This is a genomic window from Euzebyella marina, assembly GCF_003687485.1.
In the GTDB taxonomy this organism is placed as follows: Bacteria; Bacteroidota; Bacteroidia; order Flavobacteriales; family Flavobacteriaceae; genus Euzebyella; species Euzebyella marina.
In genome coordinates, this window is sequence record NZ_CP032050.1 from 2,512,028 (window position 1) to 2,532,703 (window position 20,676).

Sequence of the window (20,676 nt, forward strand, 5' to 3'; positions counted from 1 at the left end):
AATCCTAAGAAACAGAATTAGTTTCTTCTACATAAAGGTATTTAAAAACAGTATCAAGAAACTCAGGTAGGTTATAGGGCTTATGAATAATATCATTAATGCCCGAATTGATGATTTCTGTCTTGTTTTCATCAAGTTCTACCGCTGTTAATGCCAATATTGGAATATTCTTATCAAACTTTCTAATATGCCGGGTAGCTTCCATACCATTCATATTGGGCATATGAATGTCCATCAAGATCAAATCAAACTTACTTTCTTTACAGATTTCCAAGGCTTCTGCTCCATCATCGGCTAAAGTTGATTTGATTTGGTGCTTTTCTAACGTTTTCTTGGTTACCTTTTGATTTATTTTGTTGTCGTCAACAATAAGTACATGTTTGACCGAAGCTTCATTGGCTCTTTCCTTGCCATTTAATGAAGATGAATTTTTGGGTATATATGGCGCCGTTGGCTCATAAGCCCTCAAGTTGAGATTGAAAGTAAATTTGGCTCCTTTGCCGGGCGCACTTTCAAGTGAAATTTTACTGCCGTATAGTTTCAAAATTTTCTTGACAATGGTTAGGCCCAGCCCGGTACCTTTATAACTATGGTTCTTATTTTCTATTTGAGTAAACTCTTTAAAAATATCTCCTTGTTTGTCCAGAGGAATTCCAGGGCCATCATCCTTCACTACGAATTCGGTCATAAATCGGTCTTTCTTTGATTTTTTGACCAGCTTTAACTCGAGCCAAATATTTCCATTTTCGGTAAACTTAATAGCATTGCCCACTAGGTTGATAAGCACTTGAGAAAGCCGCACCGGGTCGCCTATTAACTTATTCGGAATTCTATCGTCAATTTCTAAATGTAATTGATTTCCGTTCTGTTGTAGACTTGTTTCGAAGGACCTTAAAATATTTTTTAAAAGCGCATTCATCTCATAAGGCACTTTTGAAAGTGTAATGGCATCGGCATCCATTTTACTTAATAAGAGCACATCATTGATCAGGGCGAGTAGGTAGTCGGCAGAAAATTTAAGCGCATCTAGGTCTTCGGAATACTCTTTCAGGTTCTCATCTTCTTTCAACAATGAAGAAATACCAATGACCCCATAAAGGGGCGTTCTCAACTCATGGCTTACGGTCGAAAGAAATTTGGTCTTTACTTTAGACAATTTCTCGGCCTTTTCCCGGGCAATTTCAAGCTCTTGATTCTTTATTTGTAGGTTGGTAATGTACTTTTTTCGTGTTCTGAAAAAAATGACAACCCCTATCAACGACATAACCAAAATGGCTATGGCAATAATTAGTACGGTGGTTAGCGACCGCGACTTTGATATGAGCTCATCAGAATATTCCTGTTCTTTTAGAGCAACCTGAAGATTCTTTTGTGCTTGGGCCAATTCGAATTTGGCACGAGCTTTTTCGGTTTCTTCCAGTTTTTTTAAGGTATACGCCTTTTGTTTATAGTTGTGATATTTATCTAGGTTTTTAAACGCATTTTCGTAGTTGTAGGTGGCACTATATAGTTTGGCAAGATTCTCATAGGCTTCCAGGGCCAAATCCATATGAGCATCCTCATCCGCTAGAGAAGCGATTTTCTCTAGTTTCAATCGGGCCTGGGTATAGTTTTTCTGTGTTAGATAGTACCGACCGTACAACAAGTCGATATACATTTTGTTTAGCGAATCTATTTGTTTGCCCGATAAAGCCTCGGCCTTTTGAAGAAATTGATATGCCTTTTCAGGAGCATTATTGTCAAGGTGGGTCCAAATCAGGTTAACATAGGTGAGATAAATTTCATTATAATCACCCAGCTTTTCATTAATGGCTATACTCTCTTCAAAATATTGAATCGCCTTGTGATAAGTGTTTTTATTTTCGGAATAAAGAATACCCAGATTCAGTGTTCCCCAGGCGATTAGGCTATCTTTACCGATAGTTCTTGCCAGGGCCAAAGCCTTTTCTGAATAAATTTTTCCTTGGATGCTGTCATCGGTTTCCGTGTAGATTCCTCCTAAAATATCATAACCTAGAAACTCGTATACAGGTCTCTCAAACTCTTTTCCTTTCTCTATAAGCAAAGAGGCGTATTTGATAGCATCTTTATACTGATATACGTCGTATGCTTGGTTTGACCGATCAACGTAAGACTGAAGTGTATCTAATTGCCATTCAGGTTGCTCTTGGGAAATGGCAACACTGGCAAATAAAAAAAAAGCAAAGATTGTGGGGAGCCGTATTACTTTCATAAGTGATGCAGACCCTAGGTGAATGGGGAAGGTCTTTTTTTAATCTACTAATATAAGCATTTGCTATGGAAATGGATAGTAAGATACCCGTGTTTAGAGGTTTGGGTCGAGCTGCTCTACCGACTTAGTCTTCTACATTCACGCCTTCGGTGGTGAACGAGAATGCCTGCGAGCCTAAACCGCCTACCATCACCGCTTGAAACAACGGATTTAGTTTTTTCTTGCCGTACCAATGAATAATAAAATTCGCGCCGCTACCCCCAGAATCGTCTTGCTGTTCGATTACATAATCAATAGTTTCCATGGGGCGCAAATAAATGGTTTGGTCTATATAACTGCGCACCAAATCACCTTGGGTATTGAAGTAATCTATTTTATTGATGAAAAGACTGTCTTTACTACTGGTGTTACGAATGCTCAGCGTTGCGGTAAGTAAGGTTCGCGAATCTCTGGTTTGATTATAGATGTCGGAGTATATCGGAACATAGACTTCATGAATTTTTGAAGGATTTTCCTTTTGGTCTACCTTTCGGTTCAAGGCATGCTCATCTAAAATTTCAATGGTGGCATCGTTCTTTTGATTCTCTTTACAAGAATGAAAAAGTAAAAGCACCGTTACTATTGTTGTTAAATATAAGATGCTTTTACTTTTCATAATACTAGTTGTTTTCTTTGCCTAAATAGGTCTAAGTCGATCGCTTATTCCCACTCGGTATGAAAAATACCCTCTTGGTCCAACCTTTCGTAGGTATGTGAGCCAAAATAATCTCGCTGCGCCTGTATCAGGTTCAACGGAAGACGTGTAGAAGTGTAAGCATCAAAATAGGTCAGTGAATTGGAGAGGCCTGGTAACGGAATTCCATTTTGGGCCGCATGAGCCACCAATTTTCTTGCGGAGTCCACCGTACCTTTTATTTTTTCTACAAATGTCGAAGATAACAATAGGTTGGGTAGATTAGGCTCTTCGTTAAAGGCTTCCGTAATATCGGCCAATAAGGCTGCCCGAATGATACAACCTTCACGCCATATCTTCGCAATAGTGGCAATATCAAGATTGTATTTGTATTCTTTAGATGCATCGGCCAATTGATGAAGACCTTGCGCATAGGTGATAATGAATGAAAAATAAAGCGCTTCCTCAGCTAATTTTTCAAGTTCGTTTTTATCTATTTTTTCGGTTTCAGGCTTATCGTAAAGGTCGTCGGCCTTAATTCTTTCGTCCTTCAAGGCAGAAATTTCACGCATACTGACCGCGATATCTATAGAAGGAACGGGAATACCTAGGTCCATAGCGTTTTGGCTGGTCCATTTTCCCGTACCCTTTTGTTTGGCCTTATCCGAAATTTGGTCTAAAAGTCCTAATTTGCTTAGGTTCAAATCATCTTTTTGGATGAAGATTTTAGAAGTTATCTCTACCAAAAATGATTGAAGACGACCCTCGTTCCATTTGGAATAGACAGTATGTAGTTCTTCGTTTGAGAAATCACCGGCCTTCTTAAGAATATCATAGATTTCAGAGGTCAATTGCATCAAACCGTATTCAATGCCATTGTGAACCATTTTCACGTAGTTTCCTGAAGACTTTGGACCTAAATAGGCTACGCAAGGCTCGCCATTGTATTTGGCGGCTACCGCTTCAAAAATAGGCTTGATATGGTTGTAGGCTGATTTTGAGCCTCCCGGCATGATGCTAGGGCCTAGTCTCGCACCTTTCGCGCCACCTGATACTCCGGCCCCAAAGAAATTGATGGCCTTTTCTTGTAAATACTCTTCACGTCTATCGGTGTCGGTAAAAAATGAGTTTCCACCATCAATGATAATATCGCCACGGTCGATATGGGGCAATAGACTTTCTATGACCGAATCGACAATTTTACCGGCAGGTACCAACAACATGATTTTTCTAGGCTGCTTCAGCGAGCGAACAAATGTTTTTATGCTGGTAGATGCGTTTACTTTAGCTTCATTTCCTCCCTCTTCCTTTAAGGCGTTCACCTTTTCAGCATCTAAATCATGACCATAGGCAGAAAACCCATTGTCAGCTACATTTAATATAAAGTTTCGTCCCATGACACCGAGACCTACTAAACCAAAATCATATTTGTCCTCCATGTGTAAATTTTATTTTGTCTGAAGTGTTCCTTAAACTCTACGGAACCGTTCCAAAATTAAATGAAAATTATGAGACAAAAGATTAAGTTCAGGTAAACTCGTTGGTATTCGCTTTACTTTTAAATACTTTTACGACTTTAATTTTTCCTCCTTAAGATGAATAAAACAGAAAATCAGATTCTTGTGATATTTGGTGCGTCTGGCGACCTTACAGCCAGAAAATTGGTACCTGCACTTTATAATCTATACGTGGCCGACCAGCTACCTGACAATTTTGTAGTGCTTGGCGCCAGTCGCAGTGATATGACCGATACCCAGTTTCGAAACAGGGTGGTTTTAGAAAGCTCTTATTTAAAAGATAAGATCAAAGACCAAGATGCAGACTATATCAACACCTTTGCCAATAAGTTTTTCTACGAAGATCTTGGGGGTAGTTATGATACCGATTACCAACGATTACGTACTAGGGTCGAAGACTTGAAAAACAAATATCAGACTTCAGGTAATATTATTTACTATCTGTCGACCCCGCCAACACTTTATGAAACCATTGCACAGCGTTTGGCCGATGCCGGTATGAGTACCCAAAATCACGGGTGGAAACGATTGGTGGTCGAAAAGCCATTTGGTTATAGTTTGGAGACTGCACAGCAATTAAACAAGGGGCTGCAACAGTTTTTTAAAGAGCATCAGATATACAGAATTGATCACTATCTGGGTAAGGAAACGGTTCAAAACCTTTTGGTGACCCGTTTTGCCAATAGCATATTCGAACCCTTATGGAACCGTAACTATATACACCACGTTGAGATTACGAATGCTGAAAAAGTGGGTGTTGAAAAAAGAGGAGGTTATTACGATAAATCGGGGGCTTTGCGAGATATGTTCCAAAACCATCTGTTACAGATTGTCTCGTTGGTCGTTATGGAACCACCGATTAGTGATGCACCCGAAGATATTCGAGATGAAAAGGTCAAGGCATTGAAGTCTCTTCGAATCATGAACGACGAGCAGACCTTGTTCGATAACACTATTCGTGCGCAATATACCAGTTCAGTAATCGACGGAAAAGAAGTTAAGGGCTACCGTGAAGAGGAGGGAGTCGATAAAAATTCGACCACGGAGACCTATGCCGCTATAAAGTTTTTTGTTGATAACTGGAGGTGGAAAGATATACCTTTCTATGTGAGAACGGCCAAAAGAATGCCAACCAAGGTGACCGAAGTGGTCATTCATTTTAAGACGCCGCATCATCAGATTTTTAAGGATTCTGGTGTGCATGATAAAGATAATAAGCTGATAATCAGAATTCAGCCTGACGAGGGCATTTTGGTGAAATTCGGGGTTAAAGTACCGGGCCAAGGCTTTAAGGTAGAGCGTGCCAACCTAGACTTTTATTACTCAAGTTTGGTAGAGACCCACGTAATGGATGCCTACGAACGATTGTTGCTTGATGCGATGCAAGGCGACGCCACTTTATATGCTAGGGCTGATGAAGTAGAGGCCGCTTGGGAATTTGTTGATCCAATTCTTAAGTATTGGGAAGATGGCAAAGATGTTAGAATGTACGGGTATGCTTCTGGAGTCTGGGGACCAGAAAACTCCAACGACCTAATCGAAGGTATCGGTGAATGGCGTAACCCAGGGCCTAATCTAACCGATGACCCAGGCTTTTGCGTCATCTGCTAACCAATACAGTATTGATTTTATAAAGAGAATATGGAATTAAAGATATATAAAGACAAACAGGAAGTAGCGGCGGAGTTTTCTAACTTTTTTGCTGATAAAGTGAACGAAAGTGATTCTTTACATGTGGCGCTGTCCGGCGGAAGTACTCCTAAAATTGTTTTTGATGTACTTGCCAGGGAGTTCGGTTCTGATTTAGATTGGAACAAAGTTCATTTCTATTGGGGCGATGAACGCTGTGTTCCTCCGACCGATGATGAAAGTAACTATAAAATGACTGTAGAGCACTTGCTTTCAAAAATTGAAATTCCCGAAGAGAATATACACCGAATAAAAGGTGAAAATGAGCCAAAGGGCGAAGCTGTTCGGTATTCTGAAGTTATAGAGCAATATCTAGCGGAATCAAACGGTATTCCCGCATTCGATTTGGTCATTCTTGGTATGGGCGATGATGGCCACACAGCCTCTATTTTTCCGCATGAGATTGATCTTTGGCACTCAGAAAAGACTTGCGAAGTAGCCGTTCATCCAGATTCTGGTCAAAGACGGATCACCATAACCGGCAAAATTATCAATGCGGCTGCTACGGTTGCTTTTTTGGTAACAGGAGAAGGTAAAGCTGAAAAAGTGGGTGAAATTGTTCGAAGAACAGGAAGCTTTAAAGATTATCCGGCAACCTTGGTAGCACCTACATCGAACAATCTATACTGGTTTTTAGATGATGCGGCGGCGGCTAATCTGAGTTAAGAGAGAGTCTCGGAAAAGGCTTGAAGGCCAACATTTAATGCAACGAAAGTTTTACATTTTCATCTTTTAGGCCTTCTAGATGCTCTTTCATGTTAAAGTGCGAGCTTTCAAATTGAGTGTCTCTGATAAAGGCTTCTTCCTTTCTTTTCTTGCTTCTGGCAAAGCGTCTTACTCCCTGCTCGTTTTCTAAAATTAAACCGGGAATGGAAATACTCTTGCCATCTTCATCTTTGGCAACCATAGTGAAGTAAGAAGAATTGCAGTGCCTTTTGGTGCCTTTGGTAATGTTTTCCGATTCAACGCGAACGCCCACCACCATTGAGGTTCTACCTGTATAGTTGATAGAGGCCCTTAAGGTCAAAAGTTCGCCTACCTCCACAGGATGTAAAAAATCTACCCGGTTTACAGAGGCGGTAACACAATAACATTGCGAATGTTTGGAGGCACAGGCAAAAGCAATTTGGTCCATCAGGTTCAGTATATGGCCCCCATGTACTTTACCTCCGAAGTTGGAGTGGGAAGGTAACATCAATTCGGTTATGGAAACCCGTGATTCGTGGGCACTTTTAAATTCTTGCATCAGTTTCTAAAATGAGGGGATTGCTCTTTTTCGACTTTTGTAATAAAGTATTTGGTGTCTCCTAGCCAAAAGAAGGTAGCAAAGCGTTCGGTATAATAAAGTTTTACGTATTGACCCTGATATTCTTGTAACTGATCGATAACCTCTTTATCCTTATCCAAAATGGAAAAGGAAAATATTTGCGCTCCGGAAATACCTTGACTGATTTCTCCTTCCCAAGTTTTGACAAGAACACCTTTGTGACTGATTTTTATGAGTTCACCGGAGCGAATGCCATCACTATAGGGAACAAAATATATAAAGGCATAAACCAGGGCAAAAAGGGCCAGAATAATGCCGAGAGTTATTAACAACGATTTTTTCATAAAGCGGATTACTTAGAAATTAACTGAAATTGGTACTAAGTTTAAAGGTTGAGTCTTCCTGAGGTGCCCGATTCGGTTTCCATATCCTCAAAATCATCATCTTTCGCCCTTTTTAAAATTGGCTCTGGCAATGACTTTTTGGCTTTTGCCCCCATTTTTTTGAGTTTCTGAATGCTGGTAATGATGTTTCCTCGACCCTCGAACAATTTGTTCATGGCCCCTTTGTATTCCGATTTGGCATCGTCCATTTTTTTGCCCACTTTGGTCAAGTCAGATACAAAGCCTTCAAATTTATCGTATAAGGCGCCCGCTTGCCGAGCTATTTCTATCGCATTCCGTTGCTGTTTTTCATTGTTCCACATACTGTCAATGGTACGTAAAGTGGCCAATAAGGTCGATGGCGTAACTATGACGATATTTTTTTCAAAAGCCTTGTTGTAAAGGGTATTATCATTGTTGATGGCAATGGCAAAAGCAGGTTCAATAGGTACGAACATCAACACAAAATCAGGACTATCCATTTCGTAAAGATCCTCATATTTTTTGGCCGATAATTGGTCGACATGTTTGCGAAGCGAGTTGATGTGGTCTTTTAAAAATCTCTCTTTAAACTCGTCTTCTGCATTTACAAAACGTTCATAATCGGTCAGTGACACCTTAGAATCGACTATCATTTTCTTTCCATCGGGAAGATTGATAATCACATCGGGCAAAACCCTAGTTCCATCTTCACGTGTAAAACTTTGCTGTACGGAATATTCCCTATCTTTTTCAAGACCTGATTTTTCAAGAACGCGCTCTAAGACCAATTCCCCCCAATTACCTTGCATTTTACTATCCCCTTTAAGGGCTTTTGTCAAGTTTTCTGCCTCTTGTGTAATTTTAAGGTTTTGAGTCTGAAGGTTCAATAACTGCTCTTTTAAGGCAGAATGTATGCTTATATTCTCTTTCTGACTTTCTTCAACCTTTTTCTCAAAGAGTTGAATCTTTTCATTAAGAGGAGTCAGTATATCTTTGATATTCTTTTCGTTACGTTCGGTAAACTTTAGGCTCTTTTCTTCCAGTATTTTATTGGCCAGGTTTTCAAACTCTTTGGTGAACCTTTCTTGAAGTTTCTCAACTTCCAATTTCTGTTCGCGATTTTTTGCCTCCAGATTTTCTAAATCTGCTTGGTACCTTACAATTTGATTGCCCAGTTGTTCTTTCTCACCTTGCAGGTTCAATCTATGTTCTTCAGCTTCCCTCAGGCGCTGTTCCATAGAGGAAAGATTGGCGTGTAGTTGCTGTTCTCTTTCTTCAAGCGCACTTTGGCTCGATTTGGTCTTTAATGATTGTATGTAAACCCCTAAAAAATAGCCTAGAAAGATACAGGCAAGGCCAATCAAGAGGTATATGAGATATTCGTTCATTTGTTGTACCTAGTGTTCGAAGTAAAGATACAAGTTTGACGGAAAAGGTAATCAACCTTCTTACGTTACTTTTTGATCTTAAAGGTGCCTGTTTCAGGGTCGAAAACTACGGTATCTTTTGGGAAGATATTCTCAAAAGACTTGTTTTCAATTAATTCACAAGGTTGGCCAAAAGGGTTGTTCTGACCATCAAGTAAAATCATTTTATCACATAATTGAATGGCCATATCTATTTCATGAGTGGTGTAAATGATGGTCTTTTGAGTGTTTTTGGCTATTTCTTTCAATAGCTTTAATATTCTAACCTTATGAAAGAGGTCTAAATGGGTAGTGGGCTCATCTAGTAGTATGATGGAAGTGTCTTGAGCCAATGCCCTGGCAATCATCACCCGTTGTAGCTGGCCATCGCTTAACTCGTAACATTTCTTATGTTGGATGGACTCTAGGTCGAGATTGACAATGGCATTTTTCACTTGAATTTTGTCATCTTCGGTAAGAGTACCTATCCAGTTGGTATAGGGTTGTCGCCCCAACATGACCAGTTCCAATACAGAAAGATTTTTAGAGGCCAGCGACTCGGTCAAAACCACGCTCATCTTTGTGGCCAGCTCTAAAGAATTGTAGGAACCAATTTCCAGTCCATCTACTAAAACACTTCCAGAAATATGATTTTGCATGTGGGCCAGCGTTCTCAGCAATGTCGACTTTCCGACACCATTGATTCCAATAATTGAGGTGAAATCACCTGTATTTAACGAAAAATCAATATTACTAACAATAGGTACACCCTTGTAACCAATTGATAGTGCTTTTGCTTCCATTGACTTATGTTCGCTCGCTTGCCCTTTCATTAAAAAACCATTTTTCTTTTTCGAAGTAAAAGCCAAATAACTACGGGTGCACCTATGATACTGGTAATAGCGTTGATGGGTAAAACGCTTTCCGAGCCCGGTAGCTGAGCCACCGTATCACAAATTAAAAGTACAATTGCGCCGAAAAGTATGACCGCCGGAACCAAAACTCGGTGATTGGTCGTTTTAAAAATTTGTCTTGCCAAGTGTGGCACTGCAAGCCCTAAGAATGCTATGGGGCCGGCAAATGCCGTAACGCTTCCGGCCAACAAACCCGTTGCCAGAATTATCATATATCGTGATTTTTTGAGATGAATACCCATAGTTTTTGCATAGCTTTCTCCTAAAAGCAGGGTGTTCAAAGGTTTTATACATAAAATACTCAATAAAATTCCGATAACTGTTAAGGATGCTAAAATGGACAATTGTCCCCAAGTTAAATTTCCTACAGAACCGAACGACCAATAAACGTATTGTTGAAGTTTTTCTGCCTGGGTAAAATAGGATAGTACGCTTACCACCGCCCCCGTAATACTACCAAACATGAGACCAATGATTAAAAGGGCCATGGTATCCTTAACCTTTGAGGCTACGATCACCACGGCAAAAAGCACAAGAAAGCTACCGATACTAGCGGCTATGGCCAGAGAAATATCGTTTATATATGCAATGGAAACGTAGCTGGTTATGAACGAAGAGCCCATAATCAATAAGGCCGCACCTAAACTTGCCCCAGAACTAATACCGAGTACAAACGGACCTGCCAAAGGATTTCTAAACAGGGTTTGCATCAACAGCCCGCTTAATGCAAGAGCGGCTCCCGATAACATTGCTGTAATGGCCTTGGGTATTCTGTAATTGATAATAATGTATTCCCATGAAGAATTTTCGATGGTAGATCCAAAAAGAATCGAGAAGATATGCTTGAAGGGAATGGTTACAGAGCCCAAACTGATATTCAGCACAAAAGCACCCATCAATAAAAATGCAAGAATTATAAATGAAGTGCTATGTGTTTTTAATGGCATCACCTATTGTAAAGGTTTGAAAAAGTAGAGTTGGTGGTCAGGTAGAACTTCAGGGTGAAAAATATGAATGAGGTCTTTAAGAACCATATCGGGTCTATTAGGTGCCAATTCATAATACAACAAACCACCCATGGGGCCTTTTGCGATAGTATTTGAGTATACCGATTTGTTTTTGAAGGCATCAAATTGGCCGTAATGGCGGTTTGCCTCCAGCATTTCATTGTAACCGACATGCATAGAAGGGTTCAGCCAAAATTCAGCAGTTTTTGCCTTTTCCAAAACAGATTCTAAGCTTAATGAGAGTCCGCCGGTTTCTTTGCTATCGGCCCAAAGGTAGTCTGCTTTGGCATCCTTTAAAAATTGAGACATCCAACTGTTTCCACCGGCTACGTGCCACACGTCTTTATAGAGCCCTCCCGTTAGTACCGTTGGTCTTTTAGAAACGTTTTCGACCAATTTTTTGGTCTCTAGGTAAGAATACTCGATATCCTTAAAAATGGAATCTGCTTTTTGTTCCAGCTCAAAGAACGGAGCAAAGAACTTGATCCATTCGGCTTTTCCGAGAGGGGAGTTCTCCGTCCAATCTCCATTATAAACTATAGGAATATTAGATCTCTCAATGGTCTGATAGGCTTTATTTTGATTGTTGATGCCAAAGCCTACAACAACTTCTGGTCGCAGCTCTATGACCATTTCGGTATTGATCGATTCGTTGCTGCCCAATTCTTTTATAGCGCCATTGCTTATTCTCTTTCTCGTTTCCATAGAAGAAATAAGCGAGGTATTGGGGAAACCAACCAATGTTTCGCTCACCCCAAGGGCTTCTAGAGAAGGAATGTGTGTGGTAGAAGTTACGACCATTCTTTCTACAGGTACAGGTATTATAGCATCGTAGGCATTGCGATCTAAAGTGATTGCAGCTAGTTTCGTTTTTGGAACCAGGGCATAAGAATACACTTTCTCGGCACCTACCCACGCCGAAGATACTTTTAAAACAGTTATATCCCCCGACCTTTCAATTTCAAAACCGGTGGCATAGCTGACAACCTCGTTTGTTGGGTCAATTTCAGATGGAGATTCTTTTTTATTGTCACTTTTACATGAAAAGAAAAAAATCAATAGGGCAGCGAGAAACAGATTTTTCAAGATAGTACGATTAATGCCTTCAAAAGTAGTATTATTTGATCTTTCGAATAAAAGATTAAACAAAATGTTTATTTTCGCCGCGAATATGGTTGCTATCTTTTTAGAGAGGATAGGATTAAAAGGGAATCCGGTGTAAATCCGGAACTGTTCCCGCAACTGTGAGCTTTGCCCGTGGGTGGCCGACATTACTTCAAAACCACTGATTAGATTCAGTTCTAATTGGGAAGGTAAATGACGGTACGCAAGTCAGGAGACCTGCCAAATTCGTTAACCCTTATTTGTTTGACTTTCGGGTAAAAAGTCTTTCATGGTATGAACTATTTACAGCGTTTACTTTTGGTCGGCCTCTTGCTGTTCGGTAAGCAAGTTTTTGGGCAAACGGACAGTGTTACGGTGCTCGATGAAGTTATCTTGACAGATGTAAGGCTCTTGCATTTTTCCAATAATAACACAACCGTATTAAAAGATTCTGTGCTAAAAAGAAACGGTAGTTCCCTAACCGATTTACTTCAATTCAATTCAGGTATTTATTTAAAAGAAAACGGATTGGGTATGGTTTCATCCCCGTCATTTCGGGGCACGAATGCCTCACAAACGGCAGTGGTATGGAACGGAATCAATATTAATTCTCTGTTGACGGGTCAGGTCGATTTTAACACTATTGTACCAAGCAATTACGATGATGTACAGATAAGAAAGGGTGGTGGTAGTGTACAGTTTGGCAGTGGAGCAATCGGCGGAAGTATTCACCTTCAAGATCAAATACAATTCAATTCCGGTCTTGAAAATGAAATAGAATTGTTCTATGGAAGTTTTGAAACCCGAGGGGTCGATTACAGGATTTCGAAGGGTTCGGATCAATTTACTTTCGGCTTTGGGGTGAACTACAGGGCTTCTGAAAACGACTATAAATATTTGGGCACGGACCAAAAGAATGAAAATGGTGATTTTGAGACCATCAACATTAATGGAAAAGTCGGATATAAGATATCTGATAAGCAGCTTTTAAAATTCTATCACCAAACCTTTCTTGGGGACCGGAATTTTTCCGGCACTTTAACGGCACCATCAAACTCTAAGTATAAAGATTACAATACTAGAAACCTTTTGGAGTGGAATCACTTTAAAAATAATCAGGTGCAAAGGTTAAAAGTGGGCTATCTGTACGAGAAGTATAAATATTTCGGAAACAATGATAGACCGGAATTCAGTTTCGGACAAACGAATACTTTCTTGGCAAACTACGATTATAAGATTACGGTCAAGAATTTGATTTTTGATGCGATTGCCGATTTTAACCATGTAAACGGTAAGGGGTCTTCGGTTGCAGATGCTAAAAGAAACACATTTGCGGGTACATTACTTTTTAAGCACAATGTCTCCAGTAATTTAAGTTATGACTTGAATATCAGAAAAGAGTTTGTGAACGATTTCGATAGTCCGTTGGTGTACGCCTTGAATTTAGAGTATCGGCCAAATAAAAAAAATATCCTTTACGTAAATGGATCTAAAAATCATAGGGTTCCTACTTTTAATGAAATTTACTGGATTACTGGCGGAGGCTCTAGCGGTAACCCCGAAATTCTTCCTGAATCTTCGTATCAACTTGAAATCGGTCACGCCTTGCTTTACAGCAAGTGGCAATTTAAAGGGGCCGCCTATTATATTTCTTCGGAGGATCGTATTCAATGGAGACCTAATGATTCAGGGATATGGACACCCATCAACATAAGTGAAGCAAGCAATTACGGTCTAGAAGTTTCCTTTAAATACGCAGAAAGCTGGGGACAACATCATTTGGTATGGGATAGCGGCTATTTCTATACGCAAGCCAGAAATGATGAAACCAACAACGATCTAATGTATGTGCCAAAGCACAAAGCGACCTCCAATATAAGTTGGAGTCATCTTAATTGGAAGTTGTTTTATCAACTTTTCTATAACGGCAGTGTTTATACCACTTCTGATAATTCTGATGAGCTACCTGACTATTCCGTATCCAATTTGGGGGTGTCAAGAGAGTTTAAATTGAATAAAGATTTAGACTTCACAGCGAAGTTTCAACTAAATAATATCTGGAACAAAAATTACCAAAATGTGGCCTTTAGACCCATGCCCGGTAGAAATATGCAACTAAAATTAAATCTAAACTTTTAAAAATATGAAAATGAAATTCAATAAACTGTCCGTTTTAGTGGTATTATCCACTTTGTTCGTCACTGGTTGTTCAGATGATGATAACGCACCCATAATCGATGAAACACCGATAGAAGAAGAACCCCCTGTGGAAGAAGAGCCACCAGTCGAAGAGGAAACCCCAGATGCATACGAAAACGGTATATTAATTGCCAATGAAGGCCCTTTTAATAATGGAACGGGAACCGTCACATTTATATCAGAAGACCTTTCCGTAACCGAACAAGATATATTTAATAAGGTAAATGATGAAGACTTGGGTAATATAGTTCAATCAATGGCCTTCAATGATTCCATAGCCTATATCGTGGTCAACAACTCCCATAAAATTCAAGTGGTGAATAGGTATACTTTTGAAAGCGTAGCTGTAATTGAAGAAGATTTACTGAACCCGCGCTATTTTACCGTTTCCAATGGCAAAGGTTATGTCACCAATTGGGGTGACACCTCGGATGAGGAAGACGATTTTATAGCAATCATAGATTTAGAAGGTCATACAGTAACAAATACCATACCTGTAGAATTAGGGCCAGAGTCAATTTCGGCTAATGAGAATTATGTATATGTAGCCCATCAAGGAGCCTACGGACAAAATAATAAAGTATCTGTTATCGACCCAACGACAGACTCCGTTTTAAAAACCATTGAAGTAGGTGATTTGCCCAACTCAATGCAATGGGATGCGCAAGGTAATCTTTGGGTACTTTGCGGAGGAGCCCCTTCTTACGCCGCTGAGGAAACAAATGGGGCATTGGTTCAGATTGATGCAACTACCAATGAGATAAGCCAAACTTTTGATTTTACGACCATTCAACACCCGGGAGGTTTGAATATTGATGGAAACGAGCTGTATTATGCATTAGCTGGTGGCGTATACTCAATTAGCACAGATGCTACTGAATTACCGACAGAACCTTATATAGATGGTGTTTCTTTCTATTCAATGACCGTTAATGAAGGTAAGTTGTACGGTACCGATGCCAAGGATTATGCCAGTCAAGGAGATTTACTTATTTATGACTTGGAAACTAAAACATTGACGAACACTCTTGCTGCAGGTATTATTCCTACAGGAGTTTATTTCAATTGATGGATTCGCTTAAAGCTTGCTCTTTTCTACCGGCTGTTACCCAAATGATGTATGACTTGGGTCTTCAAGAGCATTTGAAGGGAGTTACCTTTGAATGTCCGGAAATCGCCTTGCGGGAAAAAATGCCGGTGGTTAGATGTGTGCTTGAGGGGAAAAATTATTCGAGCAAACAGATAGATACCTTTTTTACCGAAAGCAAAAAGGAAGGTAAGAAGCTGTATTATGTAGAGGAGGACCTACTGCACGAAATAGCGCCAGATATTGTTTTTACCCAAGAGGTCTGTGATGTTTGCCAAATCGATTTGGAATGTACCATGCAGGCAGTTTCCAAACTTCCGGTGCAGCCACAGGTAATATCGATTAGCCCGCAGGGTCTTGATGATGTATTTGAAAATGCATTGACTATAGCGAAAGCTTTTGATAGGGAAGAACTGGCCTATGATTATTTAGGAAAACTTGATAAGCGAATTGATGCCGTAGTAGATGCATTGCGAAAGGCCAAAGTAAGAACAAAAAAGGTACTTCTTTTAGAGTGGTTGAACCCAATTTATAACTGTGGCCATTGGATACCCCATCAGATTGGTCTGGCTGGGGGTGTAGATATGTTATCACATCCTTCAGGCGACAGTACGGTTACCCCTTGGGAGAAGATTAAGCAATATGACCCAGAGGTAATCGTGATAGCACCTTGCGGTTTTAGTGTAGAGAGAACTTTCAAAGAAATGCATACGCTCTTATTACAAGAAGGCTGGCCCTCTTTAAAGGCGGTCAGGTCAAACAATGTGTTTGTGGCCGATTTTGAGCTTTTTACACAGTCATCGGCAAGAACGTTGGTTGATGGTATTGAGCTTCTAGCGGGATTATTTCACCCGAAAGCCATTTCAATTCCCTCGAGGTTACGAGCGAGGTACAAACGATTTTATGAATAGAAAAGGCCCTTTTTAAGGGCCTTTTATCTTTTACCAAATTACCGGAGGATCGCTAATAAACATATTATCTTTTAGCGGATCGTACATTTTAGAATTGGTAATAGGTTTTGCAGGTAGTTGCACATCGAAAGCTCTTTTAGCGGATGTTCCTGAAATTTCGCTTAATGCCCTTTCTAAAAGGGGTTCGTTTAAATCGCCCAATACTCCCAAATTGGTCAAATCTTCATCTAGTTCAATATCGGGGGTCAGACCGGCAGTATAATCGGAAAATCCATCGGCATTTTCGTTTCGACCCAAGAGAGGCTGTATGGCCCATCGGTTTTTAGAACTAATCTTACTGGTTCTTTCTGGGCTATAAATGTAATTATTGTCTCTATCATCTACCAAGGTGGTGGAAAACTCGTTCTTTCCTCGAGTCGTCTCACCAATTTGAATAACATCAACATAAGGCTCAAGACCATTAATGACCAATTCACTGGCAGAAGCAGAACCCGTAGTCGTTAAGATGTAGACTTTATTTAAATTCAAAGAATTGATTTCGGTTCCTTTCTTGGTTTTATTGGCAAAATACCGTTTCAGGTCGGTGCCGCTATCCTCAAGAACCTTTTGATATTTATCGTTATATCGGGCCTTTAAAAATACATCTTTGGTATTGGTGCCATAAATCATACTTGAAAGTAAAATAGCGGTATTTACCGAACCGCCCGAGTTATAGCGTAGATCTAAGACCAAATCGGTCACTCCGTTTGATTTGAACCTCCCAAAAATAGCATTGAGTTCTTCGTCGAATTCATCTATGAAGCCTGTATATACCAAGTAGCCTATTTTCGAAGACCCCATCTCAATAATCTCGTTCAAAAAAATGGGATTTTCTTGTAAACCGACCTCTTTTGTTAGAGTTATTTCTGTTTCATTCGCTACAACCTCTCCATCTACTATATCGCCCATAGTAAGGGTGTAGGTATCACTTTCACCAAATAATAATGAAGAATAATTGGTGTCGGTCAAAGTGGTTCCGTTGACGGCGGTGAAAATATCGCCTCTTTTGATGGGTTTGGCGGCAGCATCTGAATTTTCAATGATATACTGTACATATCCAAAAACTTCGTTTGAACCTTGAATACGAACAAGACCGAATATGAGTCCATTGCTTTTGGTGATGCCCGATAATGACTGTGTAAGTGTTACATAGTCATCGGAGTAGAAGCTAAAACGGTCTTCGGAAAAGAGTAATTGATTGTCGAAAAAGGCGCCTGGTTCACTTTCCGATTGTAAAAATTCAGTGTAAGCAGCAGAACCTTCAGAGGTATCAGGAAATCTGGAATCGGAAAGGTTTTCAACATCCTCTTGCCAGAAATACCAGAAGTTCATGGCCTTCCACATAAAATCTTGTACTTCTACTCCTGCTGCGGGATCTGGATCAACCGTATCAGGAATTGAAAAATCATCATCTTGAACACACGAAACAAATAATAAAAGGGGAATCACCAGCCCCCAGGTGAAATTCTTCATCAATTAAATTTTAAGGTCAGAATGAAATAAGAAAGTAGCTTCTCCATAATCACCAACGTAAAAGCAATTGTATTATTTTCAGGTGTTTAGTTAAAATGATGTGATTAACCCATCCATAAACATATTGTTCTTTCCGGGCTGGTACATTTTGGAATGTGTTAAAAAATCGGCAGGATAAGGTTCTGCCGCTTGATATTTAGCCGTTCCTCCTGAAATGATAGAAAGGGTGAGGGCTAAAAGGGGTTCGTTTTCATCACCTAGCACACCTAGGTTTTCAATGTTTTCGGACAACTCGTGGTCAGGTACCAAGCCTTGGGTATAGTCTGAAAACCCATCGGCATTCTCGTTTCTTCCTAACAGGGGTTGAATGGCCCAACTATTATTTGGATTGATCTGATTGATTCGGTTCGGGTTATAAAGAAAATCTCCTTCTGGGTCGTCAACAAAAGTATTCGAAAATTCATTTTTGCCAACGGTGGTCGTACCTATTTGAACAACATCAACGTACGGTTCTAGACCATTAATGACCAGTTCACTGGCAGAGGCCGTATTATCGGTAGTAATTACATATACCCTTGAAAGTTCGAGGGTGTTCAAAGGAGTTTCAGAGTCGTAAGTAACATCGGTGAAATTGTCGGCCGTACTGAACTGCTCTTGCAACTTAGCATTAAAACGGGGCCTTACAAATACTTCGTCGGTTTTGGCACCGTAGACCGAACTGGCTATCTGTACTGCAGAAGTTACTCGGCCACCCGGGTTGTATCGAAAATCGAGAATAAGTTCATCGATACCTTCTGATTTGAAAGTACCGAACACTTCGTTCAGTTCATCATCATAGGCGGCTAAAAAGCCGTTATACATCAGGTATCCTATTTTGATTCCGTTCTGTTCAATTATTTTATTGACCAAAATGGGGTTTTCAGAGAAGTTTTCAATTTTGGTCAGGGTAACTTCTTTGTCGTTACCAACAATATTGTCATTCACCAAATCGGCCATATTAAGGGTGTAAGTAGCATCTTCTCCGAAAAGTAGCCCTGCATAGTTCTCGATGGTTAAATCTTGGCCGTTAACTCCGTTAAAGAACTCACCTCTTGAAATATCTTGTTCCGAAGCGTTTGAGTTGGGCATAATATAATTGACCACCCCAAAAACATCAATTTGGTTATTGCCCAAATAGAGATTGAATTCTAGACCGTTACTTCTAGAAATGCCTGCCAATGAATTTAACAAGTCTTCGTAATTATCGACTACGGCACTGAACCGGTCTACGGCAGCTGCCTCACCAACGGCTTCTACATGATTGTTGCACAAATCTTCGTAAAAGAAAGCGGCCGGGTCATCTTGAGATGCCAAAAATTGAATGTAACTCGGGTCGTTAGGCCCGGTGAACTTGTTGTCGGCAAGATTTTCTACATCTCCCTGCCAAAAATAAAAGATGTTCATGGCCTGCCACATAAAGTGCTGCGCAGGATAGTCTTCGGCAGTTGCGTCGATTTGCTCCTCTTCTTCCTGTTCGCCATCAGGTATGATATTGTCGTCGGAAGAACAATTGATAAAAAACAAAGACAGACCAAGGTATATCGGGAGAAATAGTTTTTTCATAGTTTATTCATTTGGGGTTTTGGGGAAGGATATCAATTACCATTCCAAAAAAAGATAGGTTTTATAGAAGTTTATAAGTTCTTTTAGTGGTTTAGGGCGGTAGGTTTTAGTATATGAATGACCAAATTACTTACATTACGCAGAATATAAAAGTTTATTGTAACAAAAAAGAGGGTACTTCGTCTTCCTATTGTAGACCACTCATCAGGTATACATAAACAACCCGATCAAAAAATGCAACAGTCTGATTTTTTAAAAATTGTGACACCCTTTCAAGACAAACTGTACCGATTGGCCAAACGGTTATTAGTGTCTCGAGAAGAAGCTGAAGATGCCACTCAAGAGATTCTTTTAAAACTTTGGTCAAAGAGTAAGGCAATAGGTTCTTACAACAATGTAGAAGCCTTTGCGATGACTATGACAAAGAACTTTTGTTTGGATCGATTAAAGTCAAAGCAGGCAGGTAACCTTAAACTTGTTCATAGTAATTACAAAGAAGAAGGTACCTCTTTGCAAAAGCAAGTCGAAGCGAATGACAGTGTAGACTGGGTACAACGAATAATGGAAGAATTGCCCGAACAGCAAAAGATGGTATTACAATTGCGAGATGTTGAGGAGTACGATTTTGAAGAGATTTGTGAAATGCTTGAAATGAAACCTACAGCGGTAAGGGTGACCCTATCAAGGGCAAGAAAGGCCGTAAGGGAGAAATTAATGGAAAAACATAACTATGGAATTGGATAGAGTAGAAGATTTATTGGCTAGGTATTTTGAAGCTGAGACCACTATAGCCGAAGAGAAAGAATTAAAGGAATATTTTGCCCGGCCCGATATTCCGGCACACTTAGAACAATACCGACCGATGTTCGGCTACCTTAATAGTGCCAAGTCAGAGCGGTTCACCGGAAAAGTTCCGCTAAAGAAAAGTACGGGTGTTTCTCTAAAAAGGTTATACCCTTGGTTATCGGTTGCCGCGGTAACGGTTTTAATGGTCGGAACCTATTTCGGTAAAGATTATTACGATCAGCAACAGCTCGAAAAGCAAAAGGCCGAATATGCCTACCAAGAAACCCGAAAAGCGTTGGCCATGTTGGCCGAGAACTTTAACAGAGGTACTGAAAAAGTAGCGTATCTAAATGAATTTGTAGAAGCGCAAGAGAAGATTTATAACAAAAACTAAATTAATAATA

General features: G+C 40.0%; 18 protein-coding genes and 1 riboswitch. Of the genes, 7 read left to right on the plus strand and 11 right to left on the minus strand.

The window, feature by feature from the left end; genetic code table 11:
* Positions 1-4: 4 nt before the first annotated feature.
* From D1013_RS10685 to gndA, 3 genes are all read right to left on the minus strand, one after another.
* Positions 5-2,233: a tetratricopeptide repeat-containing hybrid sensor histidine kinase/response regulator gene (locus D1013_RS10685; RefSeq protein ID WP_121848818.1), complete on the minus strand. Its 2,229-nt coding sequence runs from the start codon at positions 2,231-2,233 to the stop codon at positions 5-7.
* Between the two features lie 124 nt (positions 2,234-2,357).
* Entirely contained in the window at positions 2,358-2,888 is a 531-nt protein-coding gene (locus tag D1013_RS10690; protein ID WP_121848819.1) for a DUF3124 domain-containing protein, read from the minus strand.
* A 44-nt stretch (positions 2,889-2,932) separates the two neighbouring features.
* Positions 2,933-4,345: an NADP-dependent phosphogluconate dehydrogenase gene (gene gndA / locus D1013_RS10695; RefSeq protein WP_121848820.1), complete on the minus strand. Its 1,413-nt coding sequence runs from the start codon at positions 4,343-4,345 to the stop codon at positions 2,933-2,935.
* Positions 4,346-4,501: 156 nt separating this feature from the next.
* On the opposite strand from gndA, the gene zwf reads away from it, so the two are divergent.
* Both zwf and pgl read left to right on the plus strand, forming a co-directional pair.
* Positions 4,502-6,034, plus strand: a complete 1,533-nt coding sequence (gene zwf / locus D1013_RS10700) for a glucose-6-phosphate dehydrogenase (RefSeq protein WP_121848821.1) — start codon at positions 4,502-4,504, stop codon at positions 6,032-6,034.
* Positions 6,035-6,064: 30 nt separating this feature from the next.
* Entirely contained in the window at positions 6,065-6,778 is a 714-nt protein-coding gene (gene pgl / locus D1013_RS10705; protein ID WP_121848822.1) for a 6-phosphogluconolactonase, read from the plus strand.
* 34 nt (positions 6,779-6,812) lie between these two features.
* On the opposite strand, the gene D1013_RS10710 is transcribed toward pgl, so the two are convergent.
* The 6 genes from D1013_RS10710 to D1013_RS10735 form a co-directional block, all read right to left on the minus strand.
* Entirely contained in the window at positions 6,813-7,358 is a 546-nt protein-coding gene (locus tag D1013_RS10710; RefSeq protein WP_192466547.1) for an acyl-CoA thioesterase, read from the minus strand.
* Positions 7,358-7,723 carry a 6-phosphogluconate dehydrogenase gene (locus D1013_RS10715; protein ID WP_121848824.1) on the minus strand — a complete coding sequence of 122 codons (366 nt, stop codon included), beginning with the start codon at positions 7,721-7,723 and terminating at the stop codon, positions 7,358-7,360. Before D1013_RS10715 ends, D1013_RS10710 begins: the two co-directional genes overlap by 1 nt.
* A 41-nt stretch (positions 7,724-7,764) precedes the next feature.
* On the minus strand, positions 7,765-9,132 hold the full coding sequence (gene rmuC, locus D1013_RS10720; protein WP_121848825.1) for a DNA recombination protein RmuC: 1,368 nt from the start codon (positions 9,130-9,132) through the stop codon (positions 7,765-7,767).
* Positions 9,133-9,197: 65 nt separating this feature from the next.
* Positions 9,198-9,983, minus strand: coding sequence for an ABC transporter ATP-binding protein (locus tag D1013_RS10725; RefSeq protein WP_121848826.1), 786 nt, complete (start codon positions 9,981-9,983; stop codon positions 9,198-9,200).
* Positions 9,983-11,011 (minus strand): FecCD family ABC transporter permease, encoded by a 1,029-nt coding sequence (locus tag D1013_RS10730; RefSeq protein ID WP_121848827.1) that lies wholly within the window; start codon positions 11,009-11,011, stop codon positions 9,983-9,985. The genes D1013_RS10725 and D1013_RS10730 overlap by 1 nt, the downstream gene beginning before the upstream one ends.
* Before the next feature lie 3 nt (positions 11,012-11,014).
* Complete coding sequence (locus D1013_RS10735; RefSeq protein ID WP_225621472.1) at positions 11,015-12,157, minus strand: ABC transporter substrate-binding protein; 1,143 nt, start codon at positions 12,155-12,157, stop codon at positions 11,015-11,017.
* 69 nt (positions 12,158-12,226) lie between these two features.
* A riboswitch (cobalamin riboswitch) is annotated at positions 12,227-12,434 on the plus strand.
* A gap of 35 nt (positions 12,435-12,469) precedes the next feature.
* On the opposite strand from D1013_RS10735, the gene D1013_RS10740 reads away from it, so the two are divergent.
* From D1013_RS10740 to D1013_RS10750, 3 genes are read left to right on the plus strand one after another with little or no spacing between them, the layout of a single operon-like run.
* Entirely contained in the window at positions 12,470-14,314 is a 1,845-nt protein-coding gene (locus tag D1013_RS10740) for a TonB-dependent receptor plug domain-containing protein (protein WP_121848828.1), read from the plus strand.
* A 10-nt stretch (positions 14,315-14,324) separates the two neighbouring features.
* A complete protein-coding gene (locus D1013_RS10745; RefSeq protein ID WP_162987883.1) occupies positions 14,325-15,443 on the plus strand; it encodes a YncE family protein in 1,119 nt (372 codons plus the stop codon).
* A complete protein-coding gene (locus D1013_RS10750) occupies positions 15,443-16,372 on the plus strand; it encodes an ABC transporter substrate-binding protein (RefSeq protein WP_121848830.1) in 930 nt (309 codons plus the stop codon). The genes D1013_RS10745 and D1013_RS10750 overlap by 1 nt, the downstream gene beginning before the upstream one ends.
* Positions 16,373-16,402: 30 nt before the next feature.
* On the opposite strand, the gene D1013_RS10755 is transcribed toward D1013_RS10750, so the two are convergent.
* Together D1013_RS10755 and D1013_RS10760 are read right to left on the minus strand one after the other, a co-directional pair.
* The gene (locus D1013_RS10755; protein ID WP_121848831.1) at positions 16,403-17,884 is read right to left on the minus strand and encodes a GFO_1087 family putative carboxy terminal peptidase; all 1,482 of its coding nucleotides are present in this window, start codon (positions 17,882-17,884) and stop codon (positions 16,403-16,405) included.
* 90 nt (positions 17,885-17,974) lie between these two features.
* Positions 17,975-19,486, minus strand: coding sequence for a GFO_1087 family putative carboxy terminal peptidase (locus D1013_RS10760; RefSeq protein WP_121848832.1), 1,512 nt, complete (start codon positions 19,484-19,486; stop codon positions 17,975-17,977).
* Between the two features lie 234 nt (positions 19,487-19,720).
* Here D1013_RS10760 and D1013_RS10765 point away from each other — a divergent pair, with 234 nt between their 5' ends.
* Both D1013_RS10765 and D1013_RS10770 read left to right on the plus strand, forming a co-directional pair.
* The gene (locus tag D1013_RS10765) at positions 19,721-20,230 is read left to right on the plus strand and encodes a GFO_1088 family ECF-type sigma factor (protein ID WP_121848833.1); all 510 of its coding nucleotides are present in this window, start codon (positions 19,721-19,723) and stop codon (positions 20,228-20,230) included.
* Positions 20,217-20,666, plus strand: coding sequence for a PG0215 family putative anti-sigma factor (locus tag D1013_RS10770; protein ID WP_121848834.1), 450 nt, complete (start codon positions 20,217-20,219; stop codon positions 20,664-20,666). Before D1013_RS10765 ends, D1013_RS10770 begins: the two co-directional genes overlap by 14 nt.
* The last annotated feature ends 10 nt before the right edge of the window (positions 20,667-20,676 follow it).